Here is a 20,522-nt window from a genome sequence, read left to right on the forward strand (position 1 = left end):
CTTTTATTTTATCTTTTGAAGAAAATTTAGCCATAAAAAATGCACCTCCAATTGTTAGTTATGTGTCTAACAATTGGGGTGCACTTCATAACGAGGCTTTTTTATTTGTATAAAATCATAAAGAAAAGACACCATAAGGCGCCTTCCTCCGACTTGATAACCACTTCAATTTTAATAATATAAATCGGACTTCCATCCAAGTATTATTTTATCATACATTCCAAATTTTGAAAACGCATTCATTAACTTACTTAATTATTTTGTCCATAAGGGCGGGGGGCTAGGTCCCTCCAACTAAATGAAGCAAAAACTCTTAACGTGGTTTTTTCCGAATTGATGGTAGTACCCCTTTATACATTTTGCTAATTATGTTGTAAATATCCATTGTTTTTCTTAAAATAAAATAGCTTACTAGTTCGATTTGAATTATCGAAACTAGTAAGCTATTAAAATTTTTTATATTTTATTTTTCATTATATTTTCCATTCTCTACGTAACCTTTAATACCCCATACACCCAATTTCTTATTTTTGGCTTCAGTCTCTGCTGCTTTCAAACGTTCCATATAACGAGTGTGACCGTTAGTATATCGAATAATTCCCATACCTTCTTTTAATAACGTCTCTTGGACCATCTTTCCGTCTACGAAAATGTAAGCTAATAATCTTCCGTATTTGTCCACTTTATTATCTTCTTCGTATTCTAAATACACCTTCTTACCTGCCACCAGTTCCTTATTACGCTTAGATGCATCTTTTGCTACAGGTTGAACCTTAACACCCTTTTTAACTGATTCTGGAGTGTCTAAACATAAGTATCGGACCTTATAAGTTTTTCCTGATTTTAAAAGCGTTACAGAAATGGTATCTCCATCAGAAACATAATTTACTTTTGCTGCCTCTCTATTTTGAGAGTCTTTAAAATTATTATTTTTGCCTTTATCTTCACTTAAAATGGAATCTTCAAGTGAAGTTGTTTTTTCCTTGACTTCCTTCATCTTTGAATCAACTTGATTTAATGCTCCTACTCGATCACTAACACATCCAGATAATAAAATACTAAATGTTATAAATGAAATTAATATTTTTTTCATTATATTTTCCTCATTTCCTTCTAGTTATAGTTTTTGAGTTCTTATGTCATAATTTAATAGGTTATATTCTTGTAATCATTCTTCTTCCTTTGCGTTAATTTGTTTATAATTTCTTTTAAATAGACATAATATTTATCAGGGAAAGATTTTGCAGCACGAATTCTTGACACACATGTACGTATAAAATCTTTCTCTAATTCAGATAATGCATTTTCATGATTATCTAAAATCCATTGGACGCAACTTTTTTCTTTATGATATTTAACCTCCTGCTTAGTATCCAAGGAAGTTAATATTGTTTTTATTCCAATTGCAATAGCTTTTGCTAAATTCACTGGCACGGCATTGCCCACCTGCTTTTGCTGCGTAAATATATTTCCGCAAAATACATAATCATCAGGAAATGTTTGAATTCTGGCAGCTTCTCTTATACTTAAAGCACGTTCTTCAAATGGATGGGCCATTAGTCCATGAACTTTAGAAGAAGGCACAGCACAAACCGTAGGAGATGGTCTCGTATGTGAAAGTCTTCTTAAATAAGAAGTAATGCCGCGCCCATTTTTTATATTGTGACTACCGCATTTAGGGCATTTTATTTGACCTTTAAAAGGATGACTACAAAATTTACAAATTCCTCTATAATCTTCTTTCATAAGTGAAAATGCTATTTTAGGATCTAAACTATTCCAACATTGTCCTGGTTTAATTAAGTGCATAACGTGTTCATATTCTTTTTTAAATGAAAAGAATTCTGATTTAGGACAATCCTTTAGGACTTCCCCTAAAGTACGTGGACCATCTAGTTTTGGAATAACACTAAATGGATTAATAATACTTTTAGTACCAATCACAATAACCCTTTCCCTAAGCTGCGGAACTCCATAGTCATGTGATTGCATAATATTATAGGTGATATTTAAACCAGAAACATTTGATAGCTGTTCTATAAATCGTTTAAATGCTGGCAAATGCTCTTTTGATACAATGTTTTTAACATTTTCAAATACAATTACTTCTGGCTGCAGTTCTTTTACAAGTCGGAGATATTCGTAAATTAGTTTACCTCTTTCATCCTGTATCCCTCTTGGCCCTGTCAATTCTTCTTGAAATATCGAAAAACTTTGGCAAGGAGATCCTCCCAAAAGAATAAGAGGTTTATTCCCAACTAGTTTTCTTATTTCATCACCTTTAACAGTTTTTATATCTCGATTCCAAACTTCGGTTTCCGGGTGATTTTTCTTATATGTATCACAAGCATCAGGATCCAACTCAATTGCTAATTGAACATTAAAATCACACTCAGAAAACCCAGTATCAAGTCCACCGCAACCTGCAAAAATTCCAATAACTCCATAATTGTTTGTATTCATTTTTAAACCGCTCCTTATCATCTCTTTGTTATTAGAGTGATAAAGGGCGACACGAATCTTGCGACTAAACAGGCTAGTGTCTAGCGATAGGGTTTTATACCTACTTACTCCTGAATTCGTGATTTTAAGGACAGTTTAATAAATGTTATATAATATTATTAAAAACTGCGTTAAGAGCTAATCCTTAACTGCATTCCGAGATATGCCCCAACCCAATATTGGGAAATTTTAAAAATGACTTTAATTCTATACTCACTATGAATAATCTCCTTTCATTACAAATAAAAACGACAAGTCTCATTTAAATATCTTGTCGTTTTTACATAAACTCTTCTTTAATTGTTTGGATAATCTCTGGATTAGTTACTATTTCGTTAAACCTAGTCGAAATTTTATTTTCTTCTAATATTTCATCTAAAATCTCAATATCAAATGTTCTGTTAAGAGGTATATATGCACTAGGCTCAACCCATTGAAATTGTTGTTTTGTTGTAACTTCCTCTCCTAAATATAAATAAATACCACTGTTATCCCTGTAAATACTTAATAAATTCATGTTTTTCATATTATTACTTTTCCTCCTTGGTTTATTGCAAAACAAAAAAATGCAATCTCTAGCACAACTGTTTTAAAAAAATCAGAAGTCCAAGAGACTGCATTTTTGTTTTGGTAGTTTTAAGAATAAGGTAATTTTAACTATAAATATATAATACCAAATTTAAATGGCGATATCTATATATAAATATTTATAAAGAAAAAACACCATAAGGTGCTTTTTCTTTGACTTGATCCATCATAGTTTTTATAGAATCTTTTCTTACTAATACAAATATATCAGCAATCTTTCATATCATTATTATTTTAACACATTTGTATACTTAAATAAAACGTAAATATATCTTAAATTAGAAATTCCTGATAATCTAATTCCATTATTTTGTTAAATTTTGCTCTAAACAACTTATTCGAAGGCATATTGATAAAAGCCTCATTCTTGCGGATAGATTTACTAATTAGATTCAATAATAGATTCCAACCTTTTTGGTGATGCTCATCAAATGAATAATAATCATTAATTTTAAAATTGAGATTATATATGAAATCTATAGGAATTTTTTTAATAAACTCAAATAGTTTTCCTAATAAACCCACTACTAAATCCGATAATTGGATTAATATATTATCTTTAGAATCAAGAAACTTATAATTCGTATATTTGCATTGTTTTAATTCGCCTTCTATCTTCTCAAATTCATCCTGGACCGTTAATTCTTCGTCAAAAAAATGAAAAGCATGCTTAAAATCTTGAACACGATTTCTATACAACAGATAATATTCTTCAATTAAGATTTTCTCTTTTTTTTCCTCATTTATTTTCTTCTTATTATTCTCTAAATATATAGGTGGATTATGCATATATTTTTTAAAATAAAAGTATAACTCTAACTTCCAATCCTTTTCAGCTACTGAATTATTTTTAGTATTCATTATGCAATTGATTAAATCATTATAAAATAACGTATTCTTCTTCGAACCTACATCGGGATAATTATAATTGTTAAGGATTTGTATAAATGCTTCTGTATTATGATAAACAAAGTGATAGAGCATTGTCTTTAATGTGTCATTATCCTCACCAAATTGACGTCGATTTGGTCTTAATGATTCTATAATGTCTGCAATTGAGTAGAATAAATGATCTAGCACTGTAAAGTGTATATAAATATCTCTATCTAAAATCCATTGAAGTAGATCATGCACTTTTTTATTATGTATACATTTTAAAAAATCACTACCTCTAGGACAAACATTAATAAATTTTATTTCCTTTAAGCTTGAATGCACCTTTAATTTCACTCTTAACTCGTTAAATGCATTTTCTATCTCTTTATATTTTCCCTTTTCTAAACCTATCCCTCCTAAGACAAAATCTTTATCTTTATGGAAATTGAATTGTCCGTTCTTATTAATCTTAAATACTCTAGTATTATTTGTTTCATCATAATAAAAATTATAATTTACATTAAAATCCTCACTTGGTTTCATCATTTCTTCAATCGCTTTACAAAACGCCTCGAAATCACTTAATTTAGACAAACATAAAACCTCCACATATAAGTATATTAATTATAATTATGAGTTTTGTTAATTTATTTTACAACTTAAAACACTATTAAACTAAAATCGAGTACAATAAAAAGCCTCTTCACTGTATTTAAGAATACAGAAAGAGGCTGTTTTCAACTAATATGTCGGTTAATAGCATCTGTTAAATATTCATCTTCTAATTTTGCAAACCACTCATCTTCTTCCTTTTTTAATGTTTCTTCGGAGAGCAATATTACCTCTAATTCATCAGAAGATGTATATTTACGTCCTAAAAGATATATATTTATTTCTTCTGGATCTAGATAATCTAATGTTCCTCCACTGAACAATTTCTTTAAATCTATTCTTGAATTAGTATTTTTATTAAATTCTTTTATCCTTGAATAAATTTCGACTCTTAAATTACTTTCCCTTAATTCAGATAGATTTTGAAATCTTGTATTTAGAATAAGATCCTCGTTATTATTTCTCTCAATAAGCAATTTTACTGCATTCATATTTTATCCTCCAAATTAATTATTATTTAGTTAATTTCTTCGAACCACTTTTTCTACTAATGATGAATCCATAGTTGTTTAATAGATTCTTTAGTTCGTCTGCAGTAACACTACCTCTTTCTTCAATTGCATCCATAAGCATATCTTCCGCACGAGTGAATTTTTTACTTGGTACTAAAGGCTCACTTACGAGAATATATTTGTACATACCATTACCTAAGTGTCTAGTTGTAATACCATAACCTCTTTCGTTTAATTCACTCATTCTTGCTCCTAAAGATTTTGTTACCTTCTCATAAAAATAAACATTCGTCACACCTTTAAGTCCGCGATTGCGTAGTATTTCTAAAATTTTGTCTCGTTGACCTGCAGCTCTTTCTTTAATCTCTAATTGTTCTTTAATATTTACTACTTGATTCATTTGATTTTCCCCCTTATTTGTTATAAACACTCTGTATATTTTTTCTTTTAAACGCAAAAAAACGTCCTAAAGAAAGACAGGCTTTTGTTAAGCTCGTCGTTCCTAAAGAACGTTTTTGTTTAAAGTTAATTAAAATAAAATAAATATTGTATATATACTAATTATACTTAATATATAGCAATTACTCAATATTAAGTTGGACTATAAACCATACTTTTATATTTTAGGCAATTCTCCTACAAATTCTCCATCTTCATCAGTTTCAATTAATGCTTGGCCAACTGTAACAATAAGTGTATATTTCTTTCCGCATTTACTACATTCCTTTGTGCCAATTACTCCGCCAGTTTCATTTAGTGCTTTTTTGTGATCAATAATCTCCTCATTATATGTGATAATGCCATTGCATCCTTTGTTAGTACATTTATGACTTGAATTGTTCATTTGATTTGCTCCTTTATTACAAAAGTTATTTTATGATCTATCTTCATTTATGCTATCATATGTAAAATACATTTGCTTTATAAAATGGTTCACATAATTGCTAATAACTTATTAATTACTTATCTCATAAATTTAATAATGAAATAGACCTAATTTTTTTCATATGAATAATTAGGTCTATTGAGATATAGTATGTTTTTAAAGACAAGTAGAACCCACAACAGATGAAACAGGGAATGATGTAGGGAAAGTTCCTGATGGAACTTCACCTGTTACTTGCCCACCGCTTCCTATCGGCCAGTTAGTTACTTTCATAGGAAACACATTTCCTCCACCTAAATCCACTAGCGTCCATTTACCGATGCATCCCGGACTACCAAAATGACCTGGTGGACGATTAAAATCCATTACCGGTGTATTAATTGGTGTAGATATAAATTGTTGTTCATAGTATGGGTTGTAAGAATTATACGGATAGTTTGTATAATACATCTTAAACATCTCCTTTTGAATTTTCTAAGACATTGTATGCATGATAGCAAATCCAATTTCACCATCCTTTTGCCTATTTATATTATCGATTTTGAAAGACATATAAGTTAATTAATAGATATTAAAAAAATAAAACCTTATTTCAACTAAATGAAATAAGGTTTTATATAAAAGAATTAAAATAATGATAATTGTGTTTCTACGTTTAATGTTATATCTTCTTTAACTAGTGTCTGTTCTATTTTTTGTTTAGCTTCTACTTCTAAACATCCCTCAACATTATTTTCAATCTTTTCTTTTTTATTGTTTCTTTTAAAACAGCTACACGCTTCGGGTTTTTCTGGACGAGTTTTCCCCCATTCACACCCATTCTTACCATAGTTACATTTATACCATAGATGGCAGCAGTCAAAATTCCCTTGATTAGTAGTTTCCAATTTAATTCCTCCATATATATATTGTAGTTATATTAAACTGCAGCTACACCTTGAGATTCTGCTACAAAACCATCAAATAATGTAGTAAAGGTTAGGTTATTGTGTACACGTCCTTGATATTTTTGTGCACATTTTATTAAATGTAGGATTTGATTTAACTTATATTTTTTAACTTCCGTATTTAATATTTCTTCATTAAATACTAAGTCATTTTTTCTATTTAAATGATAATTTAAAAAGTCTTCAAACCATAACGTTACAATATGATAGAAAATCAATGTACCCTCTTTACCTGCGAAAGCTTCAGCTAATTCCTTTTTTAATGCATACACTTGTAGCGTATTACATTTTTGAATAAATTCTTGAATTAAATTTAATTTAGGTCCAAGTGTTAATTCTTCACTAATTTTCCTAGCTTGTTCAAGATCATTAGTTATTTTTGATAATATTTTAGCTTCTTCACCAAAAATTAGTTGTTCTGTTAAAGCCTCTTGAACTTTCTTAGGGGATATAGGCGAAAATCTAATTAATTGGCACCTAGAAATGATTGTACTCAATAGTGCGTTACTACGTTCAGTTAGTAGTATGGCTATACAATCACTTTCAGGTTCTTCTAAAAATTTCAGTAATGAATTTGCTGCATTAGCCGTCATTTTTTCAGCATTTTCAATAATATATATTTTTTTGCCGCTTTCAAAGGAGGCGTAAGAGAATTCTTTTTGAAGTTCTTCAATTTGCTCTTTTTTTATAGATGCACCATCAGGTTTAATATAGATAATATCTGGATGATTCCCTGTATCGATTCGAGTACAATTTTTACACTCATGACAAGGTTCACTATTAGATCCATCATTACCTAGCAAAGTTTTAGCATATAGAAGTGCTACTTGATATTTACCTATTCCTTTATTACCTTCATAAATATAAGCGTGAGCCACCATTTCTTTTCTAATTGAATTTTGTAAAATCCTTGCGACTTTTGGTTGTACATCCTGCAATTCATTCCAAGTCATTATATATTCCTCCAATGTTTGTTAATAATCTACACAAAAAAGCCCCTTGTATTTATTAAGAAATGAATCTCAATAAACCCAAGGGGCCTGCCTTATTAGTATAGAAGTAAATTAAAAATAATATTTTATATTATTAATTTTAACAGAATAAATAAAGTAATTCTATAAATGTTAATGAATATTTAAATGAAATGAGTAGTTACTTAATAAAGTACCAGCTCAAACATCATTGTTTTTTAGTAATAAATGCTTCTTTTAAAAATCTGGATATTTTTACATCTTTACCTCGCATACTTTTAGGAGAGTATATATGTAAATAATCTTTTGCTCGTGTTACAGCAACGTATAAGAGCCTTCTTTCTTCTTCAAGTAGTTCCTGAAGTATTTCCTTTTTATCCTTGTTTCCATCTATTACGCGGTCATCTGTAATCTCTAGTGAAGACTTGTGTGGTAGGGTACCCTCACTTGCACCGATTATATAAACATGTTTAAATTCTAATCCTTTTGATCCATGAATGGTCATCAATGAAATAGCATTTACATTTTGTTCTTTTTGTAATTCTTTCATTTTTTCATATTGTGTCTCTAACTTTTCTATAAAATCTATAAATTCTTTAATAGTTGAAAAGCTTTTAGCGGATGTTTCTAATTCATCCAGTTCTTCTAGCAACATTTCTTTATGTGTAGTCATATTTTTTCTTTTATTATCTAATAAATATTGCTCATATTGTAAATATCCATATCGTATACACTGAATTGCCTCTATAGCTGACATGCCCCTGCATTCCTTAATCGTCTTATAAAGTAGCATAGCTCTCTTATTTTGATTATGAGTTAAATGGCACTTCAATAAGTAAGATATCAATGGTTTAGTCTGGCCTTCTAAATCATCAATTGCATATGCATTTATTATACTGTCCATCACTTTATCTTTACCGATATATAACATTGGACATACACCTTTAAGGGATTCAAAATCTGTTTTAGGTCGTATAGCTAATTTCAGAACATTAATAATGGGTTTAACGTTGCTGTTGTTATAAAATAAATCTTTTGTTTTATATTGAACAAAAGGGATTTCTTTTATAACTAATTGCTCAATTAAGGATCTACTAACAGCATGCGTACGATATAGGATTGAGAAATCACGATAGTTCTTATTACCATCTTTAATTTGCCCTATAATATCATTAATAATCATTGTTGCTTCTTGCTTACTGTCATCTGGGCTAAAATATTTAGGTTTGGATCCATTCTCTTTATTTGTATTTAATGTCTTATCAAATTGCTTTTTATTCTGTTTAATAATAGAATTTCCTAATCCTACTATATAAGGATTGGATCTATAGTTTGTATCCAAAATTACTTTTTTGACCTTGGAATAGTCATTAGGAAATTTAGTATTATACCTGGATTAGCCCCGCGAAACGCATATATGCTCTGCCAGTCATCGCCTACAATCGTTATATTATTGTGTGGAGCAGCAATAATTTGTAAAATAGCATATTGAATTGATGAACTATCTTGAAATTCGTCCACTAAAATATATTTAATTTTTTCTTGAATGAGTTCTCGTAATTTGAAGTTTGTTGTTAACAAATCATACATGATAACTAAAATATCATCGAAATCAATCATATTTTGTTGTTCTTTCCACTGTTCGTACATTGCATAAATATCTCGTAATTCTCTATCAATCACAGACTTAGTAGGTAAATCACTCGGTTTAATCATATGATTTTTAAAATAGCCAATCATAGATACAATGGTTTCCGGCTCATATGAATCTGCTAATTTTAGATCACGGAGAATATTTTTAATTGCAATATGTTTCATTTTTTCACTTGAAATAATCTTTTGATTTATGCCTGCATTCCGTATTACCCGTAAAAAGATAGAATGAAATGTTCCTGCTAATAATTGTCTAGCTCCTGAAATTGATAGACCAGGTAAATTACTTATACGTGACTTCATTTCTTCTGCTGCCTTCTTAGTAAACGTAAGAATCATAATATTTGCTGGATTAATTTCTTTGTAATTCATCATGTATCCTATTTTAGAGGTTAAAACTGATGTTTTACCACTACCTGCTCCTGCTAGAGTAATAACTGGTCCATTAACATTTCTTACTGCTTCTATTTGTCTTTCGTTTAACTTAATTCCATACTTCTCAAGGCTTCGAAAAAAATATGAATCTTTTTCATGATCTTTTACTATTTCTTCTGAAGTGAAATTTTGAGCAATTTGAGTACATGGAATAACACCATTTTTCTCGTTAATACCTAATGGATAATAACAAGTTTTGTTCCCCTTAAAGTTAATATTTGTTGTCATAATAATCCCCCTTATTATAAATAAATACAAAAAAGCCCTTGGGCTGTTGTTAGATAATAATCTAAAAACCCCAAAGGCTTATAATTGTTAATATGTAACGAAAAGAAAATAAAGTTCTTATATTTCTATATTATCAAAAAACATGTGTTATTAACAATATAATTATAGATAATATAAACTATAAGAATTTCCGTTTTGCTTTACTAATTTGCAATATCCTTTTTCTTCTCCACTTTTAAGAATTTTTCGAACCTTGAATTTATCAAGAGTTTCAAATTCTTTTCCGCTCATCTCATTAAATTCATTGAAGGAATGCACTACATTTTGGAGAGCTTCACTTAAAGAAGCGTTATTTTCTAATTCTGCATACATTGCAGAAATAATCATAGTTTCCTCAAATTCCATAACAGCCAATCGTGTGTAATCCTCTTTACTTACTTCAATTACTTTTAAATCCATATTAACCCTCCTTCCGCTTTTATTTATCTTTTGGTTGTTCCTGCTCAAAATAGCCTAGAAATACAGTTTTCATGGCTTCTTGATTCTCTGCAATACTATAAAATATATAATTGTCTTTTTCTTCAATTACTGCTTCTTTAGCTATATCATAATATGAATTATCTACTTTTTTCATACGAGAAGCAACTTCTTGTGTATGTTTTTTAATTTTGCTTTTTACATCATTAAGATATTTCTCATCATTAACATAAAATACTCCATACTCTGTTAAATCTGCATCAGTATAGGTTGTTCTTACTACAAATGTTTCTACTGCTTCTTCTGAAATTTTGAATTGTTTTTTTGCATTCTCTAGTGATAGAGTATGCAAATTTTGAATACCAGTATTTTTTTCTATTGTCGATGCAATATTACTGATTGTATTCTCCGGATCTTCACCACAACCTGTTAAAAAAAAGCAGACTGCTATCAATAAAATTGAAACTTTTTTCATATAAATCCTCCAACACCTAATTCAAACTTAATATCTACTTAGCAATGCAGCAGATTTACTTTTCTTCACAATATCAGTTATCCAATTGATTAAAAAGACAATTTCATCTTTTGCTGTATTTTCATTAATTACAATACCTTCTAACCATATATTAATCGAATTGTTTTGTTCTCCTGAAAAGTACTCACAGTGCAGTATTAAATTCTTACTTATTCTTAACAATATATTTTCTGAAACATTCGGCATTAATTCTACTTTATGTGTTTGATCCGGATGTAATGTATTAATAAATCTCAGAAATTGCTTAGCTGTCTTACTAGATAATGTTTGCACTGGTGAGTTATATTGTGTAAGCCATTTATTTACGCGTTCAGCTGCTTTAGACATATTATCAATCTTGATGATATGTGAAAGTGCTAGGTAATTACCATTATTTTTACTGGAATCTAGTATATTCATTACACTTAGTCGGTCAATCATTTCCATAATTAATTCGACTCCCTTATTTATTGATAAATCATTCACTAGTACTCATTAGCTTCATGTTGCATATTTTACTGATTTATACCTGATATTTTAATAGCTATTATCGTTTTTTTGATAATAGGCATAAATAACTTCAAGTAAACTCATTTCTTCGTACAAAGGTAATGCTATTCCTGTAATTCCATTAATTGATGACACTATCATTAATTGGTTTTGAGGGTTTATGAATTGGCCTAAAACTGGATAAGGCTTATGCTTACGAAAACAAACTATACTATCTGAGTATGTATTTTGAGTATCTTCATTCATAATATTTCCTACTGGAATGGTTAAATCATTATTAAAAATTACGGACTTAACATTTTTCAATCCTGAAATAGACTGGTGATGATATTGTTGTTTCATTTCATCCCATCTATAAGCCGCATCCTGCAATTGAATTAAATCATTACCTGATACTAATGGATTATGTCCGTGCGCAAAATGTTTTTCTTCATACATTATTAGATTATCAAAATCATTTGTAGTAGCTAAATCTTCATTAGGGCATTGTGCAATCGATAATGTATTATCTTTTTTAACCAGTATATTAAACCACCTACATGTTCCATTTTTTCACTCCTATAAAAAGTATAATCCCCCTATTTAAATTTCTAATAACTAGACAAATAGGGGGACAATTATGTTTACTATAGACTGTTAGTTAAATAAAAATTAATCAATTCTATACTTAAAGAATTTTTTATAAGTTTCATAAGGCATTGCACCTTCTATTCTTTCTACTTCTTCTCCACGATTAAAATGGATTATAGTTGGTGTACCACCAATTAGATGATCATCCCAAAGCCTTTTGTTTTCTTTTTTGGACAGATCCACACGATTTAAATTTACATTTGTATCTTTAGCACCCTTGTAGATATCATCATTCGCTTGTTTACAGAACTTACAATCTGGTTTAAAGAAATAAACCTACGTATCATTTTCATATTTTTTCTCATCTAGTTCTTTAATTGAAATAATGTCATCTGGACCATTCTTTTGCTTAGCTTTTACACCACTCTGACTGTTTATCATAAAAAAGCTAATACTTAAAATCATAATAGTAACTATTAAACTTATAATCTTCCATCTTTTATTCATTAAATTACTACCCTCTTTCCATTATTCTTCTATTGGTAACTATATTAATCAAATCAAATACTCCTGTTTATAAAAACAGGAGTATTTTAAGGGGGGGATATTATCGTATTATATCCATTAACATTATAGATTTTAATAGTGATTTCTTATATTTCCCCATATAATTCTAGTAACATGTAGTAGATATACAAAAAATAAGAACCATAAATTTGCTATAAAAATCCAGCAAACTTATGGTTCCGCTTATATAATATGTGATGAAGCTTCTAATAAAGTATTGTATTGCTCATTCGCTTTTGTTTCCATTATTTGTTGAGTGATAAGTATGGTTTTTGTACCTGCTTTAATGCCTGCATCTATGTCCGATTCACGATCACCAATCATATAACTATCATTTAAAGAAATGTTATACTTCTCGGCCAATGTTATAAGCATTCCTGCATTGGGCTTTCTACAATTACAGTTGGCATTTAAATTATGAGTGCAAGACATTATTTCTTTTATAACTGCGTTCGCATTTACTTTTAATAGTTCTTTCTCTAAGTGATTATGTATATTGTTTAATTGAGTATGACTCATGTAACCCAAACTCACGCCAGCTTGATTTGTAACGACGAAAATCATGTACCCTTTCTCTCTAAAACTTGCAATTGCATCTGCAGTTCCAGGGAGAAGATAGACGTCTTTCGGAGAATTTACAAATTTTACCTTGTTGGACAAAATCTCGTTAATAACTCCATCCCTATCTAAAAATACAGCCTTATTTTTTTGTATTAATTCATGATCATCTATATTTTTCATATTTATACTCCTTCTATATATGAGTTTTTCACTTCAAATCCAAAAGCATACAACGTAAAAAACATATTTAAATCATATCAAATTCCTTTAGTTTGAGCTTTTGTAAATTCATTTCATTAATTCAATTACATATATAGGATGGGATTTTTATAGTTTTGGGAAGGAATATCATGGTATAATATATCTATTGTAACTAAATATTGTAGGGTAGGACGTTGCATCCTTTCTCGATTTATCAGGGAAAGGAGGTGACTCTATATGGAAATTCTACTACAACTACTTCAAGATACTTTGAAAGTATTTTTAACTGTACTTGCTACTGGATGCGCTAATAAGTTAGTCCAGAAACTTAGTACAAAACGTAGTAAAAAACGTAGAAGACCTGCCCTGCAGCGCCGTGGGAAGCAAATGCGGGACAAGTCTAAACGAAAGAATAAATAATTAGCAACTAAGTCCACCCTTCGGTATATTAGTTACTATTGGCGAGGTGCTGGTAACACCTCGTCTTTATTATATGCAAAAATTTAAGCTGTAATACTCTTGTATCTCTAAAGCAAGTATACCATAAGCAAATAAAAATGTCATAGTAATGTATATATTACTATCTCACTTTCAAATATAGATAAAACTTCCTTGGAGACACACTACTATAGTACCAACGAACAAAAACCCCATGGATACTCCACCTGCAAACATCATATTCATACCAAAATTTACATTTACATCGTATGCTCTCATACTCACCTTATCATCATTCTTTTCAGCGCATTTACTCTTTTTCCGGTTAAATATCGCTATTACCCCACCACAGAATAATACTGTAACACAGATGTATGCAAAAATAGTAACAAAAGTAATCATATATTTTATCCTCCTTTCTCGAAAAGATATTTTACATTATAATCATCTTGTATCAATATTTTAATATCGAATTTTAGCAATCGGATTGAAATTTATATAGAGTTTAAATAATTACATCAATATCTAATGCTGACGACCAATCAATATTAAATACACAATTCTACTTAAGCGTAATAATTCCACGTATAACCATACTATTGTAACTAGCAATGACAAAGCTGCATACCATTCCATATGCTTTGCTAAGTTATGTTCCGCCATATACTCTATATATCGAAAATCAGCTAATAAAGTTAAAGTTGCCACAAGAACAATAACTAGGGAGAAAACAAGTGTTAATGGATTCGCTTCATGCAAATAAGGTAATGATACTCCAAACAGTTTTAAAATCCATATGAGCATATAGAATATTAAAACGCCAGACGTAAGTGTAGATATTATAGATATTAATTTATGACCAACCTTAATGATTTTTGTTATATATAGAAATGAAACTGAAAATAAAATTGCGCAGGTCCCTACTACTGCAGTAAATATAAAATCCCATGAAATTAATGCATATCTTAGAGAGATTGAACCTACTAATATACCCTGGATTATTGAAATTGAAGGGGCTGATACAATTGAAAACTTGGGGTAAAAATTTGTTATTAATATAATGATAACCCCTACAAGAACCAAACATATTAAGAGTTCGGTGTTCATTGATAACATTGGAAAATATGTAGAAATACAAGTTGCAGTTCCTAGCAGTAATGTTAATAGAAAACAAGTTTTAATAATTGTAGATTTTATGGTCATAAACGAGTCAAATGCAAAAGAATTATAAATGGCATTAGATCGGAACATTGGATTCAAATTTTTCCCTCCAAAATTAAATAATTTAATTATTAATGGTTTGGAAATTAGAACTTCAATTTACAACTCAAAAAACTCTTTATAAATGGTGGATTTATTGGCGGCTAACACTGCAGATTCTTCCTCTTCTTTTGTAGCAAATGCATATAAATTTATTAATTTTAATGTCATTTCATAAGGAAAATGCAACTCGAAAATTTCTCCTTCTGGATAGTCTGGTGAACGAAAAATATCAAAATCTCTTTCGGGATTCAAATCAATTACAAGTGATACATACTCGTCACTTATACTGAAATAAAAATTAAACATGTTATTTCGTATCTTATTTAATAAAACAGTTTTATCTACCTCCCGTAGATCCCAACCAGAAATGTTAACATTATGAACAAAATTCCCCTCAAAGGAAGAAAGTAATGTAAAAATCTCCTTTTTTAATTCTACGTTTTGTTCTTCACTTTCCATATATCTCAACCTCTTTCAAATGAATTATATTGCGTATTATACCCATCTTACTCTTATATTTTAATAGTCTTTATACAAAGCATTCTTTATATAAAATAGAGGTATATATTTATAGATAGATTTCCATATACCGTTATATTCTGCTACTTTAAAAATTTAGTTACTAATAAAAAAAGCAACTGCACTTTATTTAGTGCAGCTGCTTTTTTATACTATAAATCAATAACTTTGTTATTTAAATATCTTTTATTAATTTTAAAAAACCAATAAAAGAAGAAATCCTCTACAAGTTCTCTTTCATTATTTTCTATATTGATTAATACTTCTCCATAGATATATTTTATCTGATGAGCGTAATCAATCATTAGTCCGATTGTTGGTACATGTTGTTTAATAAATTCCTTTAATGTTTTTAATGCATATGTATCGACATAGCATACCTTTTCAAATATCATTAAGTCCTTATTATATTTTAATTTAGATTCAAATTTCATATTATATAGTTTAATTCTCAATTGATTTAATAGTTTTAAATGATCAACTGATAGAAATAGTCCATTTTTATTCTCAATGGAAGTAATATAACTATAAAAATTATTGGCAGATATCTCATCCTCTTTAAAGATTTTTGAAATAAAGTTAATAAGATCTTTCTCCAAATACATAAATAAAAAATTCTCTTTAATACGTCGTAATTCATTCTCAGATACCATTTGTACATCAAAAGAAATACACCAGTCTTTATACAGTTTAGTAAGATTCGTCCAAGTAACATCATCTTCTTTAGGGTTGCATGAAAATCGAAATGGAATTCTTTGTTTTTCTTCTATTCTTATGTGATAAGTTATTCCTCTAATTAATATTCCGTCCTTAATATAGTCTTCACTTTTAAAAGCGTTAATTTCGAACTCATTGTTCAAATAATTTAATCTCCCACATTCCAACCTATTTTTTAAAAATCTCACACCTGTTCCATATTGAAGTGCTACCTTCCAAAATTTCTTCTTAATCTCTGGAACTAAAATGTTATCAATTTGGTATTCTGTAAAATTTCTTTTTAACATTAATCTACATTGTGAGGTTATATTACAGCAGATATCATTTAATTCTGGTGCATATTCAAAGTAATATTTCTCGTTTTTGTTATCCTTATTACTTGCTAATGTAGCATTCCCTTTATTGTTTAGTCCTAACATTAATATATTCCTCCCATTTTTTACGTAAAAAAAAACGTCCTTTTGGTCCTAATTCTCATAAGGTAAATACCTTTATGATTCATAGTTCCAAAAGAACGTTTTTTATTGGTGTAAGTTAAAATTAAAATTTAAATGTTTATGTACTTATTATAAGTCTCCTAATTAGTTAAAGCAATTTATAAAATATCCTCAAAATACTGGCGTCATCCTCTACCTTTTTTCTCTTTAATCTCTAAAAGTAAAATTGGTTAGAAAATTATTAACCCCATGATTATTTGAATTTTATATATTATTTTTACAAAAAACAAAATATGAACCTACTAATGCTACTATATAGCTAGGTAAAACAAAGAATTTAATAAAACTATATACCAAAGGCATTTCTGACTTCAAATTAGGAATAAACATTGGAGAGATTATTAAAAATGCCCCTAATCCAACAAATATACAAAATAGAATGTATTTATTATTACTCATATAAAATCCTCCACCCTTTATTTGAACTTCCAACTAATTAAAGCAATTCTCTATCTTATCCCCAAAGTATTGGAATCATCCTCTAATTCTTCTTTTCTCTCTTTAGCTTCTAGCATAAATTTAGCATAAATCGTAATTCTTTCGAGAGAATCTTTAGCTGCACTAAAATCTTTTATATATCTCTCTTTTCTTCCTGGACTTAAAAACTCATTTTCTTCCATAGTATTTAACACTTCAATATCCATTATCTTCTCAAGTTCTCTAATATGGTAAGCAATTTTATATATAACGTATAAACCTAACCCCCATAAAATTAACCCTATTCCAAAAGAAACAACCATATATACTGATATCGAATTATCAATAAACATAAAATAAAGAAAATATACTAATGCTACAACCCACAAAAATGGAAAATACAATTTATGAATACGCTCATATTTCAATTTTTTAACTTCGTGATACTCTTTTTTACTCTTTAATTCTTCAAACATTCAATTGCTCCTTATTAACAAATTATCAACTAACAAAACCATTTCCTTATTACTTAGAGATTTCCATTTATCAAACATAAAGCCTATAGTACTATAGCCTTCTCTATCTACTTCCTAATATAGTGTACTCTAAAATATAACCTTATATATTAATTATATAATAAATAATATATGACTGTATTTTATTTTTGGTATATCAAACCCAATATTATTAAAAATAAACTATCAATTTAGTTTCAACACCCCTTAAAATAAACAGAATATTCTTATATTTATAGAGAAATATCCTTGAGGGAACCATAATATGTTATGATTTGGATTTTACTGGTATCATTGAATCAAATAGAGAAAAAGGGGGAAGTTACATGATTGTAGCAAAGGGTAATGCGAAAATCACAAAACTAATGAACGAATGGTACAAAGCTATGCGTTCTCAAAAATTATTGCAAGCAAAAAATCTAAGAGAAGATGTTGAAAAACATTTAAATGAGATGGACAAGGATCAAACACTACTTATTTATTATTCTTTACTTGAATATAGATATAATCTTTTAATTAATAATACAGAACAATTAATTAAGCCCGCAGATCATGTAGAAGTGTCTACAATTGATATGCTTAATTACTACTATTATCTATTCAATGCTATACATGCGATGAAGATTGGCCAATATAGTGATGCTAAAGACTACTATCGTAAGGCAGAAACACTTCTATCCCTTATTCCTGATGAATTGGAAGAAGCAGAATTTAATTATCAATTTGCTCTTTTTAACTACTATTTGTTCCAACCATTAAATACTATTACATACGGAAACAAAGCTAAAGAAATTTATTCAAAAGAGCCAGGATATGAAATTAATGTAGCTTCATGCAATAATATTTTAGGACTTGCAAGTACTTCCTTAAAGCAATATGAATTAGCAGAAGAATACTTTCTTACAGCATTAGATATAGCAACGAAACAAGAGCAAACACAACTCTCATATATGATTCGACATAACTTAGGACTTTTGTATTCAGATCAAGATATGCCACAATTAGCAATTAATTATCTATCTAAATCATTGCAAGGTAGTTGTAAAACAATGTATTTGTTAGCTAAGGAACATATGAAACTTGGTAATACAAATGAAGCAACTGAGTATATAGAAAAAGGCTTACAAATTAGTGATGCACAAAATAATAGAGAATATTACCATCATTTATCAATTCTAAAAGCAAAAATTGAGCATAGTCCTATAGAAGAATACGAAAAATTTATCGTCGAGGGAATCCATTTCCTCCAAAAAGAAGATTTATGGCATTTTGTACAAAAATACGCTGATGATTTAGCAAACAAATATTATGATGAAGGAAATCACTCAAAAGTAAGCGAATACTTCCGAGTGGGGTACAAGGCCAAAATTGAAATGGAGAAAAGGAGTGCGTTAAAATGACCAAGAAACTACTTATCAGTGCTGCAGGACTTATATTTACAGGTCTCATGTTAGTAGCACCTGTAACTTTAAGTAATACACATGGAGAAGCTATGATTTCCGCACAAAAAAGTGAAGTAATTCAATACACTAACACACATGGAGAAGGAATGTAAAACTAGGAATTTACTTAGTACATATCTTTCATTCTAATAACTAAATTACTAAGAAAAAACACACCTATATAAAATATATGGTGTGTTTTTTCTTAGATAGGTAAATTAAGGAGTACATTTTAAATGCTACTCATATATAAATTATAAAATCGTTTAAAACTAATAAGATCTTTTAATTTATGAACTGTGCTACTTGTTTTTGCTTAATCCTAGCTTTAGAACCATATAGTTCTTTTTTCTTCAATAGTTCTAATGTTAAATTCTCCATAAAAACAAATTTACCATTAATTAATAATTCAGCTGAATCTATTGGATACTCGTTTGGACCATCGTCTAAAATCAACCCTTTATGTCTTCCTGAGAAAAATATATAACCATATATATAACCTTCTCTTTTGCCTGTATAAAATTCAATCAATGTAATACAACTCCTTATACAAATTTTCGAATCTAAATCACTGTAAACAACTACAGTTTAACATTATTATATAATTATATGATAACTTTATAATTTTTTTTAAACTCTTTTAAATTAACTCTTGCAGGTCATTATTAATTCCTTTATAATTTCTTTTCATATAGCCATTAAGGAGTGTATAAAATGAACAAAACAGAATTAATTAAAAATGTAGCAGAACTAACTGAACTATCTCAAAAAGACGCATCTACAGCAACACAAGCTGTATTAGATACTATTACTGAGGCACTTATGAATGGTGAAAAAGTACAGCTAATCGGATTTGGAACATTTGAAGTACGAGAACGCGCTGCACGTACAGGACGCAACCCACAAACAGGTGAAGAAATGCAAATTGCTGCTTCAAAAGTCCCTGCTTTCAAAGCCGGAAAAGAATTAAAAGCAGCTGTTAAATAATCAAAATACAAAAAGGACCTAACGCAAATTGAACTGAACCCAAAAAATTAGACAAATATATTAAGCAGCTACTAAGGATTGAACTCTGTATTGCACAGGGGACAATCCTTTTAGTTT

29 protein-coding genes and 1 pseudogene are annotated in these 20,522 nt (G+C 29.1%); 4 read left to right on the forward strand and 26 right to left on the reverse strand.

Annotation, left to right across the window (positions count from 1 at the left end):
• Positions 1–463: 463 nt before the first annotated feature.
• From MR169_RS25960 to MR169_RS26050, 19 genes and pseudogenes are all read right to left on the reverse strand, one after another.
• Complete coding sequence (locus MR169_RS25960) at positions 464–1,093, reverse strand: thermonuclease family protein (RefSeq protein ID WP_000721958.1); 630 nt, start codon at positions 1,091–1,093, stop codon at positions 464–466.
• Between the two features lie 53 nt (positions 1,094–1,146).
• Positions 1,147–2,463 (reverse strand): DNA cytosine methyltransferase, encoded by a 1,317-nt coding sequence (locus tag MR169_RS25965; RefSeq protein WP_242320275.1) that lies wholly within the window; start codon positions 2,461–2,463, stop codon positions 1,147–1,149.
• Between the two features lie 319 nt (positions 2,464–2,782).
• On the reverse strand, positions 2,783–3,028 hold the full coding sequence (locus MR169_RS25970) for a hypothetical protein (protein WP_242320276.1): 246 nt from the start codon (positions 3,026–3,028) through the stop codon (positions 2,783–2,785).
• A 335-nt stretch (positions 3,029–3,363) separates the two neighbouring features.
• Positions 3,364–4,560 (reverse strand): DUF3800 domain-containing protein, encoded by a 1,197-nt coding sequence (locus tag MR169_RS25975; RefSeq protein WP_242320277.1) that lies wholly within the window; start codon positions 4,558–4,560, stop codon positions 3,364–3,366.
• 143 nt (positions 4,561–4,703) lie between these two features.
• Entirely contained in the window at positions 4,704–5,069 is a 366-nt protein-coding gene (locus MR169_RS25980; protein WP_242320278.1) for a hypothetical protein, read from the reverse strand.
• A gap of 22 nt (positions 5,070–5,091) precedes the next feature.
• Positions 5,092–5,490: a helix-turn-helix domain-containing protein gene (locus tag MR169_RS25985; protein ID WP_242320279.1), complete on the reverse strand. Its 399-nt coding sequence runs from the start codon at positions 5,488–5,490 to the stop codon at positions 5,092–5,094.
• A 216-nt stretch (positions 5,491–5,706) separates the two neighbouring features.
• Positions 5,707–5,934, reverse strand: coding sequence for a hypothetical protein (locus MR169_RS25990; protein WP_001066074.1), 228 nt, complete (start codon positions 5,932–5,934; stop codon positions 5,707–5,709).
• A gap of 198 nt (positions 5,935–6,132) precedes the next feature.
• Positions 6,133–6,426, reverse strand: a complete 294-nt coding sequence (locus MR169_RS25995) for a hypothetical protein (protein WP_086422795.1) — start codon at positions 6,424–6,426, stop codon at positions 6,133–6,135.
• Positions 6,427–6,602: 176 nt separating this feature from the next.
• Positions 6,603–6,863, reverse strand: a complete 261-nt coding sequence (locus tag MR169_RS26000) for a hypothetical protein (RefSeq protein ID WP_000450442.1) — start codon at positions 6,861–6,863, stop codon at positions 6,603–6,605.
• Positions 6,864–6,895: 32 nt separating this feature from the next.
• The gene (holB, locus tag MR169_RS26005; RefSeq protein WP_242320280.1) at positions 6,896–7,876 is read right to left on the reverse strand and encodes a DNA polymerase III subunit delta'; all 981 of its coding nucleotides are present in this window, start codon (positions 7,874–7,876) and stop codon (positions 6,896–6,898) included.
• Between the two features lie 226 nt (positions 7,877–8,102).
• Entirely contained in the window at positions 8,103–9,236 is a 1,134-nt protein-coding gene (locus tag MR169_RS26010; protein WP_242320281.1) for a 3'-5' exonuclease, read from the reverse strand.
• Positions 9,237–9,238: 2 nt separating this feature from the next.
• Positions 9,239–10,210 carry an ATP-dependent helicase gene (locus MR169_RS26015; protein ID WP_242320282.1) on the reverse strand — a complete coding sequence of 324 codons (972 nt, stop codon included), beginning with the start codon at positions 10,208–10,210 and terminating at the stop codon, positions 9,239–9,241.
• Between the two features lie 162 nt (positions 10,211–10,372).
• The gene (locus MR169_RS26020) at positions 10,373–10,669 is read right to left on the reverse strand and encodes a hypothetical protein (protein ID WP_000364677.1); all 297 of its coding nucleotides are present in this window, start codon (positions 10,667–10,669) and stop codon (positions 10,373–10,375) included.
• A gap of 19 nt (positions 10,670–10,688) precedes the next feature.
• Entirely contained in the window at positions 10,689–11,162 is a 474-nt protein-coding gene (locus MR169_RS26025; RefSeq protein ID WP_242320283.1) for a DUF4358 domain-containing protein, read from the reverse strand.
• Positions 11,163–11,189: 27 nt separating this feature from the next.
• Positions 11,190–11,549, reverse strand: coding sequence for a hypothetical protein (locus tag MR169_RS26030; protein ID WP_242320284.1), 360 nt, complete (start codon positions 11,547–11,549; stop codon positions 11,190–11,192).
• Between the two features lie 189 nt (positions 11,550–11,738).
• Positions 11,739–12,149 (reverse strand): hypothetical protein, encoded by a 411-nt coding sequence (locus MR169_RS26035; protein ID WP_242320285.1) that lies wholly within the window; start codon positions 12,147–12,149, stop codon positions 11,739–11,741.
• A gap of 213 nt (positions 12,150–12,362) precedes the next feature.
• A pseudogene (locus tag MR169_RS26040) lies at positions 12,363–12,605 on the reverse strand (thioredoxin fold domain-containing protein); the annotation flags it as partial.
• Positions 12,606–12,617: 12 nt separating this feature from the next.
• Complete coding sequence (locus MR169_RS26045; protein WP_242320286.1) at positions 12,618–12,788, reverse strand: hypothetical protein; 171 nt, start codon at positions 12,786–12,788, stop codon at positions 12,618–12,620.
• 243 nt (positions 12,789–13,031) lie between these two features.
• The gene (locus MR169_RS26050; protein ID WP_242320287.1) at positions 13,032–13,589 is read right to left on the reverse strand and encodes a D-glycero-alpha-D-manno-heptose-1,7-bisphosphate 7-phosphatase; all 558 of its coding nucleotides are present in this window, start codon (positions 13,587–13,589) and stop codon (positions 13,032–13,034) included.
• Between the two features lie 258 nt (positions 13,590–13,847).
• Here MR169_RS26050 and MR169_RS26055 point away from each other — a divergent pair, with 258 nt between their 5' ends.
• On the forward strand, positions 13,848–14,030 hold the full coding sequence (locus MR169_RS26055) for a hypothetical protein (RefSeq protein WP_000404353.1): 183 nt from the start codon (positions 13,848–13,850) through the stop codon (positions 14,028–14,030).
• A gap of 171 nt (positions 14,031–14,201) precedes the next feature.
• Here the strand turns inward: MR169_RS26055 and MR169_RS26060 are convergent, their stop codons facing one another.
• The 6 genes from MR169_RS26060 to MR169_RS26085 form a co-directional block, all read right to left on the reverse strand.
• Complete coding sequence (locus MR169_RS26060; protein ID WP_000627709.1) at positions 14,202–14,450, reverse strand: hypothetical protein; 249 nt, start codon at positions 14,448–14,450, stop codon at positions 14,202–14,204.
• Positions 14,451–14,573: 123 nt separating this feature from the next.
• Positions 14,574–15,299 (reverse strand): Bax inhibitor-1/YccA family membrane protein, encoded by a 726-nt coding sequence (locus MR169_RS26065; RefSeq protein ID WP_255846542.1) that lies wholly within the window; start codon positions 15,297–15,299, stop codon positions 14,574–14,576.
• A gap of 69 nt (positions 15,300–15,368) precedes the next feature.
• Positions 15,369–15,770 (reverse strand): hypothetical protein, encoded by a 402-nt coding sequence (locus tag MR169_RS26070; protein ID WP_000443244.1) that lies wholly within the window; start codon positions 15,768–15,770, stop codon positions 15,369–15,371.
• 212 nt (positions 15,771–15,982) lie between these two features.
• Complete coding sequence (locus MR169_RS26075; RefSeq protein WP_242320288.1) at positions 15,983–16,966, reverse strand: hypothetical protein; 984 nt, start codon at positions 16,964–16,966, stop codon at positions 15,983–15,985.
• Positions 16,967–17,248: 282 nt separating this feature from the next.
• Positions 17,249–17,443, reverse strand: a complete 195-nt coding sequence (locus tag MR169_RS26080) for a hypothetical protein (RefSeq protein WP_000069478.1) — start codon at positions 17,441–17,443, stop codon at positions 17,249–17,251.
• A gap of 50 nt (positions 17,444–17,493) precedes the next feature.
• Positions 17,494–17,937 carry a hypothetical protein gene (locus MR169_RS26085; protein WP_086422973.1) on the reverse strand — a complete coding sequence of 148 codons (444 nt, stop codon included), beginning with the start codon at positions 17,935–17,937 and terminating at the stop codon, positions 17,494–17,496.
• 365 nt (positions 17,938–18,302) lie between these two features.
• Here MR169_RS26085 and MR169_RS26090 point away from each other — a divergent pair, with 365 nt between their 5' ends.
• Together MR169_RS26090 and MR169_RS26095 are read left to right on the forward strand one after the other, a co-directional pair.
• Complete coding sequence (locus MR169_RS26090; protein WP_000634298.1) at positions 18,303–19,376, forward strand: Rap family tetratricopeptide repeat protein; 1,074 nt, start codon at positions 18,303–18,305, stop codon at positions 19,374–19,376.
• Complete coding sequence (locus MR169_RS26095; protein ID WP_000162801.1) at positions 19,373–19,531, forward strand: hypothetical protein; 159 nt, start codon at positions 19,373–19,375, stop codon at positions 19,529–19,531. Before MR169_RS26090 ends, MR169_RS26095 begins: the two co-directional genes overlap by 4 nt.
• Positions 19,532–19,703: 172 nt before the next feature.
• Here the strand turns inward: MR169_RS26095 and MR169_RS26100 are convergent, their stop codons facing one another.
• Positions 19,704–19,949 (reverse strand): hypothetical protein, encoded by a 246-nt coding sequence (locus MR169_RS26100; protein ID WP_000569444.1) that lies wholly within the window; start codon positions 19,947–19,949, stop codon positions 19,704–19,706.
• Positions 19,950–20,132: 183 nt separating this feature from the next.
• Here MR169_RS26100 and MR169_RS26105 point away from each other — a divergent pair, with 183 nt between their 5' ends.
• A complete protein-coding gene (locus MR169_RS26105; RefSeq protein ID WP_087963713.1) occupies positions 20,133–20,405 on the forward strand; it encodes an HU family DNA-binding protein in 273 nt (90 codons plus the stop codon).
• The last annotated feature ends 117 nt before the right edge of the window (positions 20,406–20,522 follow it).

Origin of the sequence: Bacillus cereus group sp. BfR-BA-01349 (genome assembly GCF_022663795.1) — a bacterium.
Classification (GTDB): domain Bacteria; phylum Bacillota; class Bacilli; order Bacillales; family Bacillaceae_G; genus Bacillus_A; species Bacillus_A cereus.

Coding starts and splice junctions, on each gene's coding strand:
- MR169_RS25960 (WP_000721958.1), bottom strand. CDS start 1,093: ATGAAAAAAATATTAATTTCATTTATAACATTTAGTATTTTATTATCT.
- MR169_RS25965 (WP_242320275.1), bottom strand. CDS start 2,463: ATGAATACAAACAATTATGGAGTTATTGGAATTTTTGCAGGTTGCGGT.
- MR169_RS25970 (WP_242320276.1), bottom strand. CDS start 3,028: ATGAAAAACATGAATTTATTAAGTATTTACAGGGATAACAGTGGTATT.
- MR169_RS25980 (WP_242320278.1), bottom strand. CDS start 5,069: ATGAATGCAGTAAAATTGCTTATTGAGAGAAATAATAACGAGGATCTT.
- MR169_RS25985 (WP_242320279.1), bottom strand. CDS start 5,490: ATGAATCAAGTAGTAAATATTAAAGAACAATTAGAGATTAAAGAAAGA.
- MR169_RS25990 (WP_001066074.1), bottom strand. CDS start 5,934: ATGAACAATTCAAGTCATAAATGTACTAACAAAGGATGCAATGGCATT.
- MR169_RS25995 (WP_086422795.1), bottom strand. CDS start 6,426: ATGTATTATACAAACTATCCGTATAATTCTTACAACCCATACTATGAA.
- holB (WP_242320280.1), bottom strand. CDS start 7,876: ATGACTTGGAATGAATTGCAGGATGTACAACCAAAAGTCGCAAGGATT.
- MR169_RS26015 (WP_242320282.1), bottom strand. CDS start 10,210: ATGACAACAAATATTAACTTTAAGGGGAACAAAACTTGTTATTATCCA.
- MR169_RS26020 (WP_000364677.1), bottom strand. CDS start 10,669: ATGGATTTAAAAGTAATTGAAGTAAGTAAAGAGGATTACACACGATTG.
- MR169_RS26025 (WP_242320283.1), bottom strand. CDS start 11,162: ATGAAAAAAGTTTCAATTTTATTGATAGCAGTCTGCTTTTTTTTAACA.
- MR169_RS26030 (WP_242320284.1), bottom strand. CDS start 11,549: ATGTCTAAAGCAGCTGAACGCGTAAATAAATGGCTTACACAATATAAC.
- MR169_RS26035 (WP_242320285.1), bottom strand. CDS start 12,149: ATGTATGAAGAAAAACATTTTGCGCACGGACATAATCCATTAGTATCA.
- MR169_RS26045 (WP_242320286.1), bottom strand. CDS start 12,788: ATGAATAAAAGATGGAAGATTATAAGTTTAATAGTTACTATTATGATT.
- MR169_RS26050 (WP_242320287.1), bottom strand. CDS start 13,589: ATGAAAAATATAGATGATCATGAATTAATACAAAAAAATAAGGCTGTA.
- MR169_RS26055 (WP_000404353.1), top strand. CDS start 13,848: ATGGAAATTCTACTACAACTACTTCAAGATACTTTGAAAGTATTTTTA.
- MR169_RS26060 (WP_000627709.1), bottom strand. CDS start 14,450: ATGATTACTTTTGTTACTATTTTTGCATACATCTGTGTTACAGTATTA.
- MR169_RS26065 (WP_255846542.1), bottom strand. CDS start 15,299: ATGTTCCGATCTAATGCCATTTATAATTCTTTTGCATTTGACTCGTTT.
- MR169_RS26070 (WP_000443244.1), bottom strand. CDS start 15,770: ATGGAAAGTGAAGAACAAAACGTAGAATTAAAAAAGGAGATTTTTACA.
- MR169_RS26075 (WP_242320288.1), bottom strand. CDS start 16,966: ATGTTAGGACTAAACAATAAAGGGAATGCTACATTAGCAAGTAATAAG.
- MR169_RS26080 (WP_000069478.1), bottom strand. CDS start 17,443: ATGAGTAATAATAAATACATTCTATTTTGTATATTTGTTGGATTAGGG.
- MR169_RS26085 (WP_086422973.1), bottom strand. CDS start 17,937: ATGTTTGAAGAATTAAAGAGTAAAAAAGAGTATCACGAAGTTAAAAAA.
- MR169_RS26090 (WP_000634298.1), top strand. CDS start 18,303: ATGATTGTAGCAAAGGGTAATGCGAAAATCACAAAACTAATGAACGAA.
- MR169_RS26095 (WP_000162801.1), top strand. CDS start 19,373: ATGACCAAGAAACTACTTATCAGTGCTGCAGGACTTATATTTACAGGT.
- MR169_RS26105 (WP_087963713.1), top strand. CDS start 20,133: ATGAACAAAACAGAATTAATTAAAAATGTAGCAGAACTAACTGAACTA.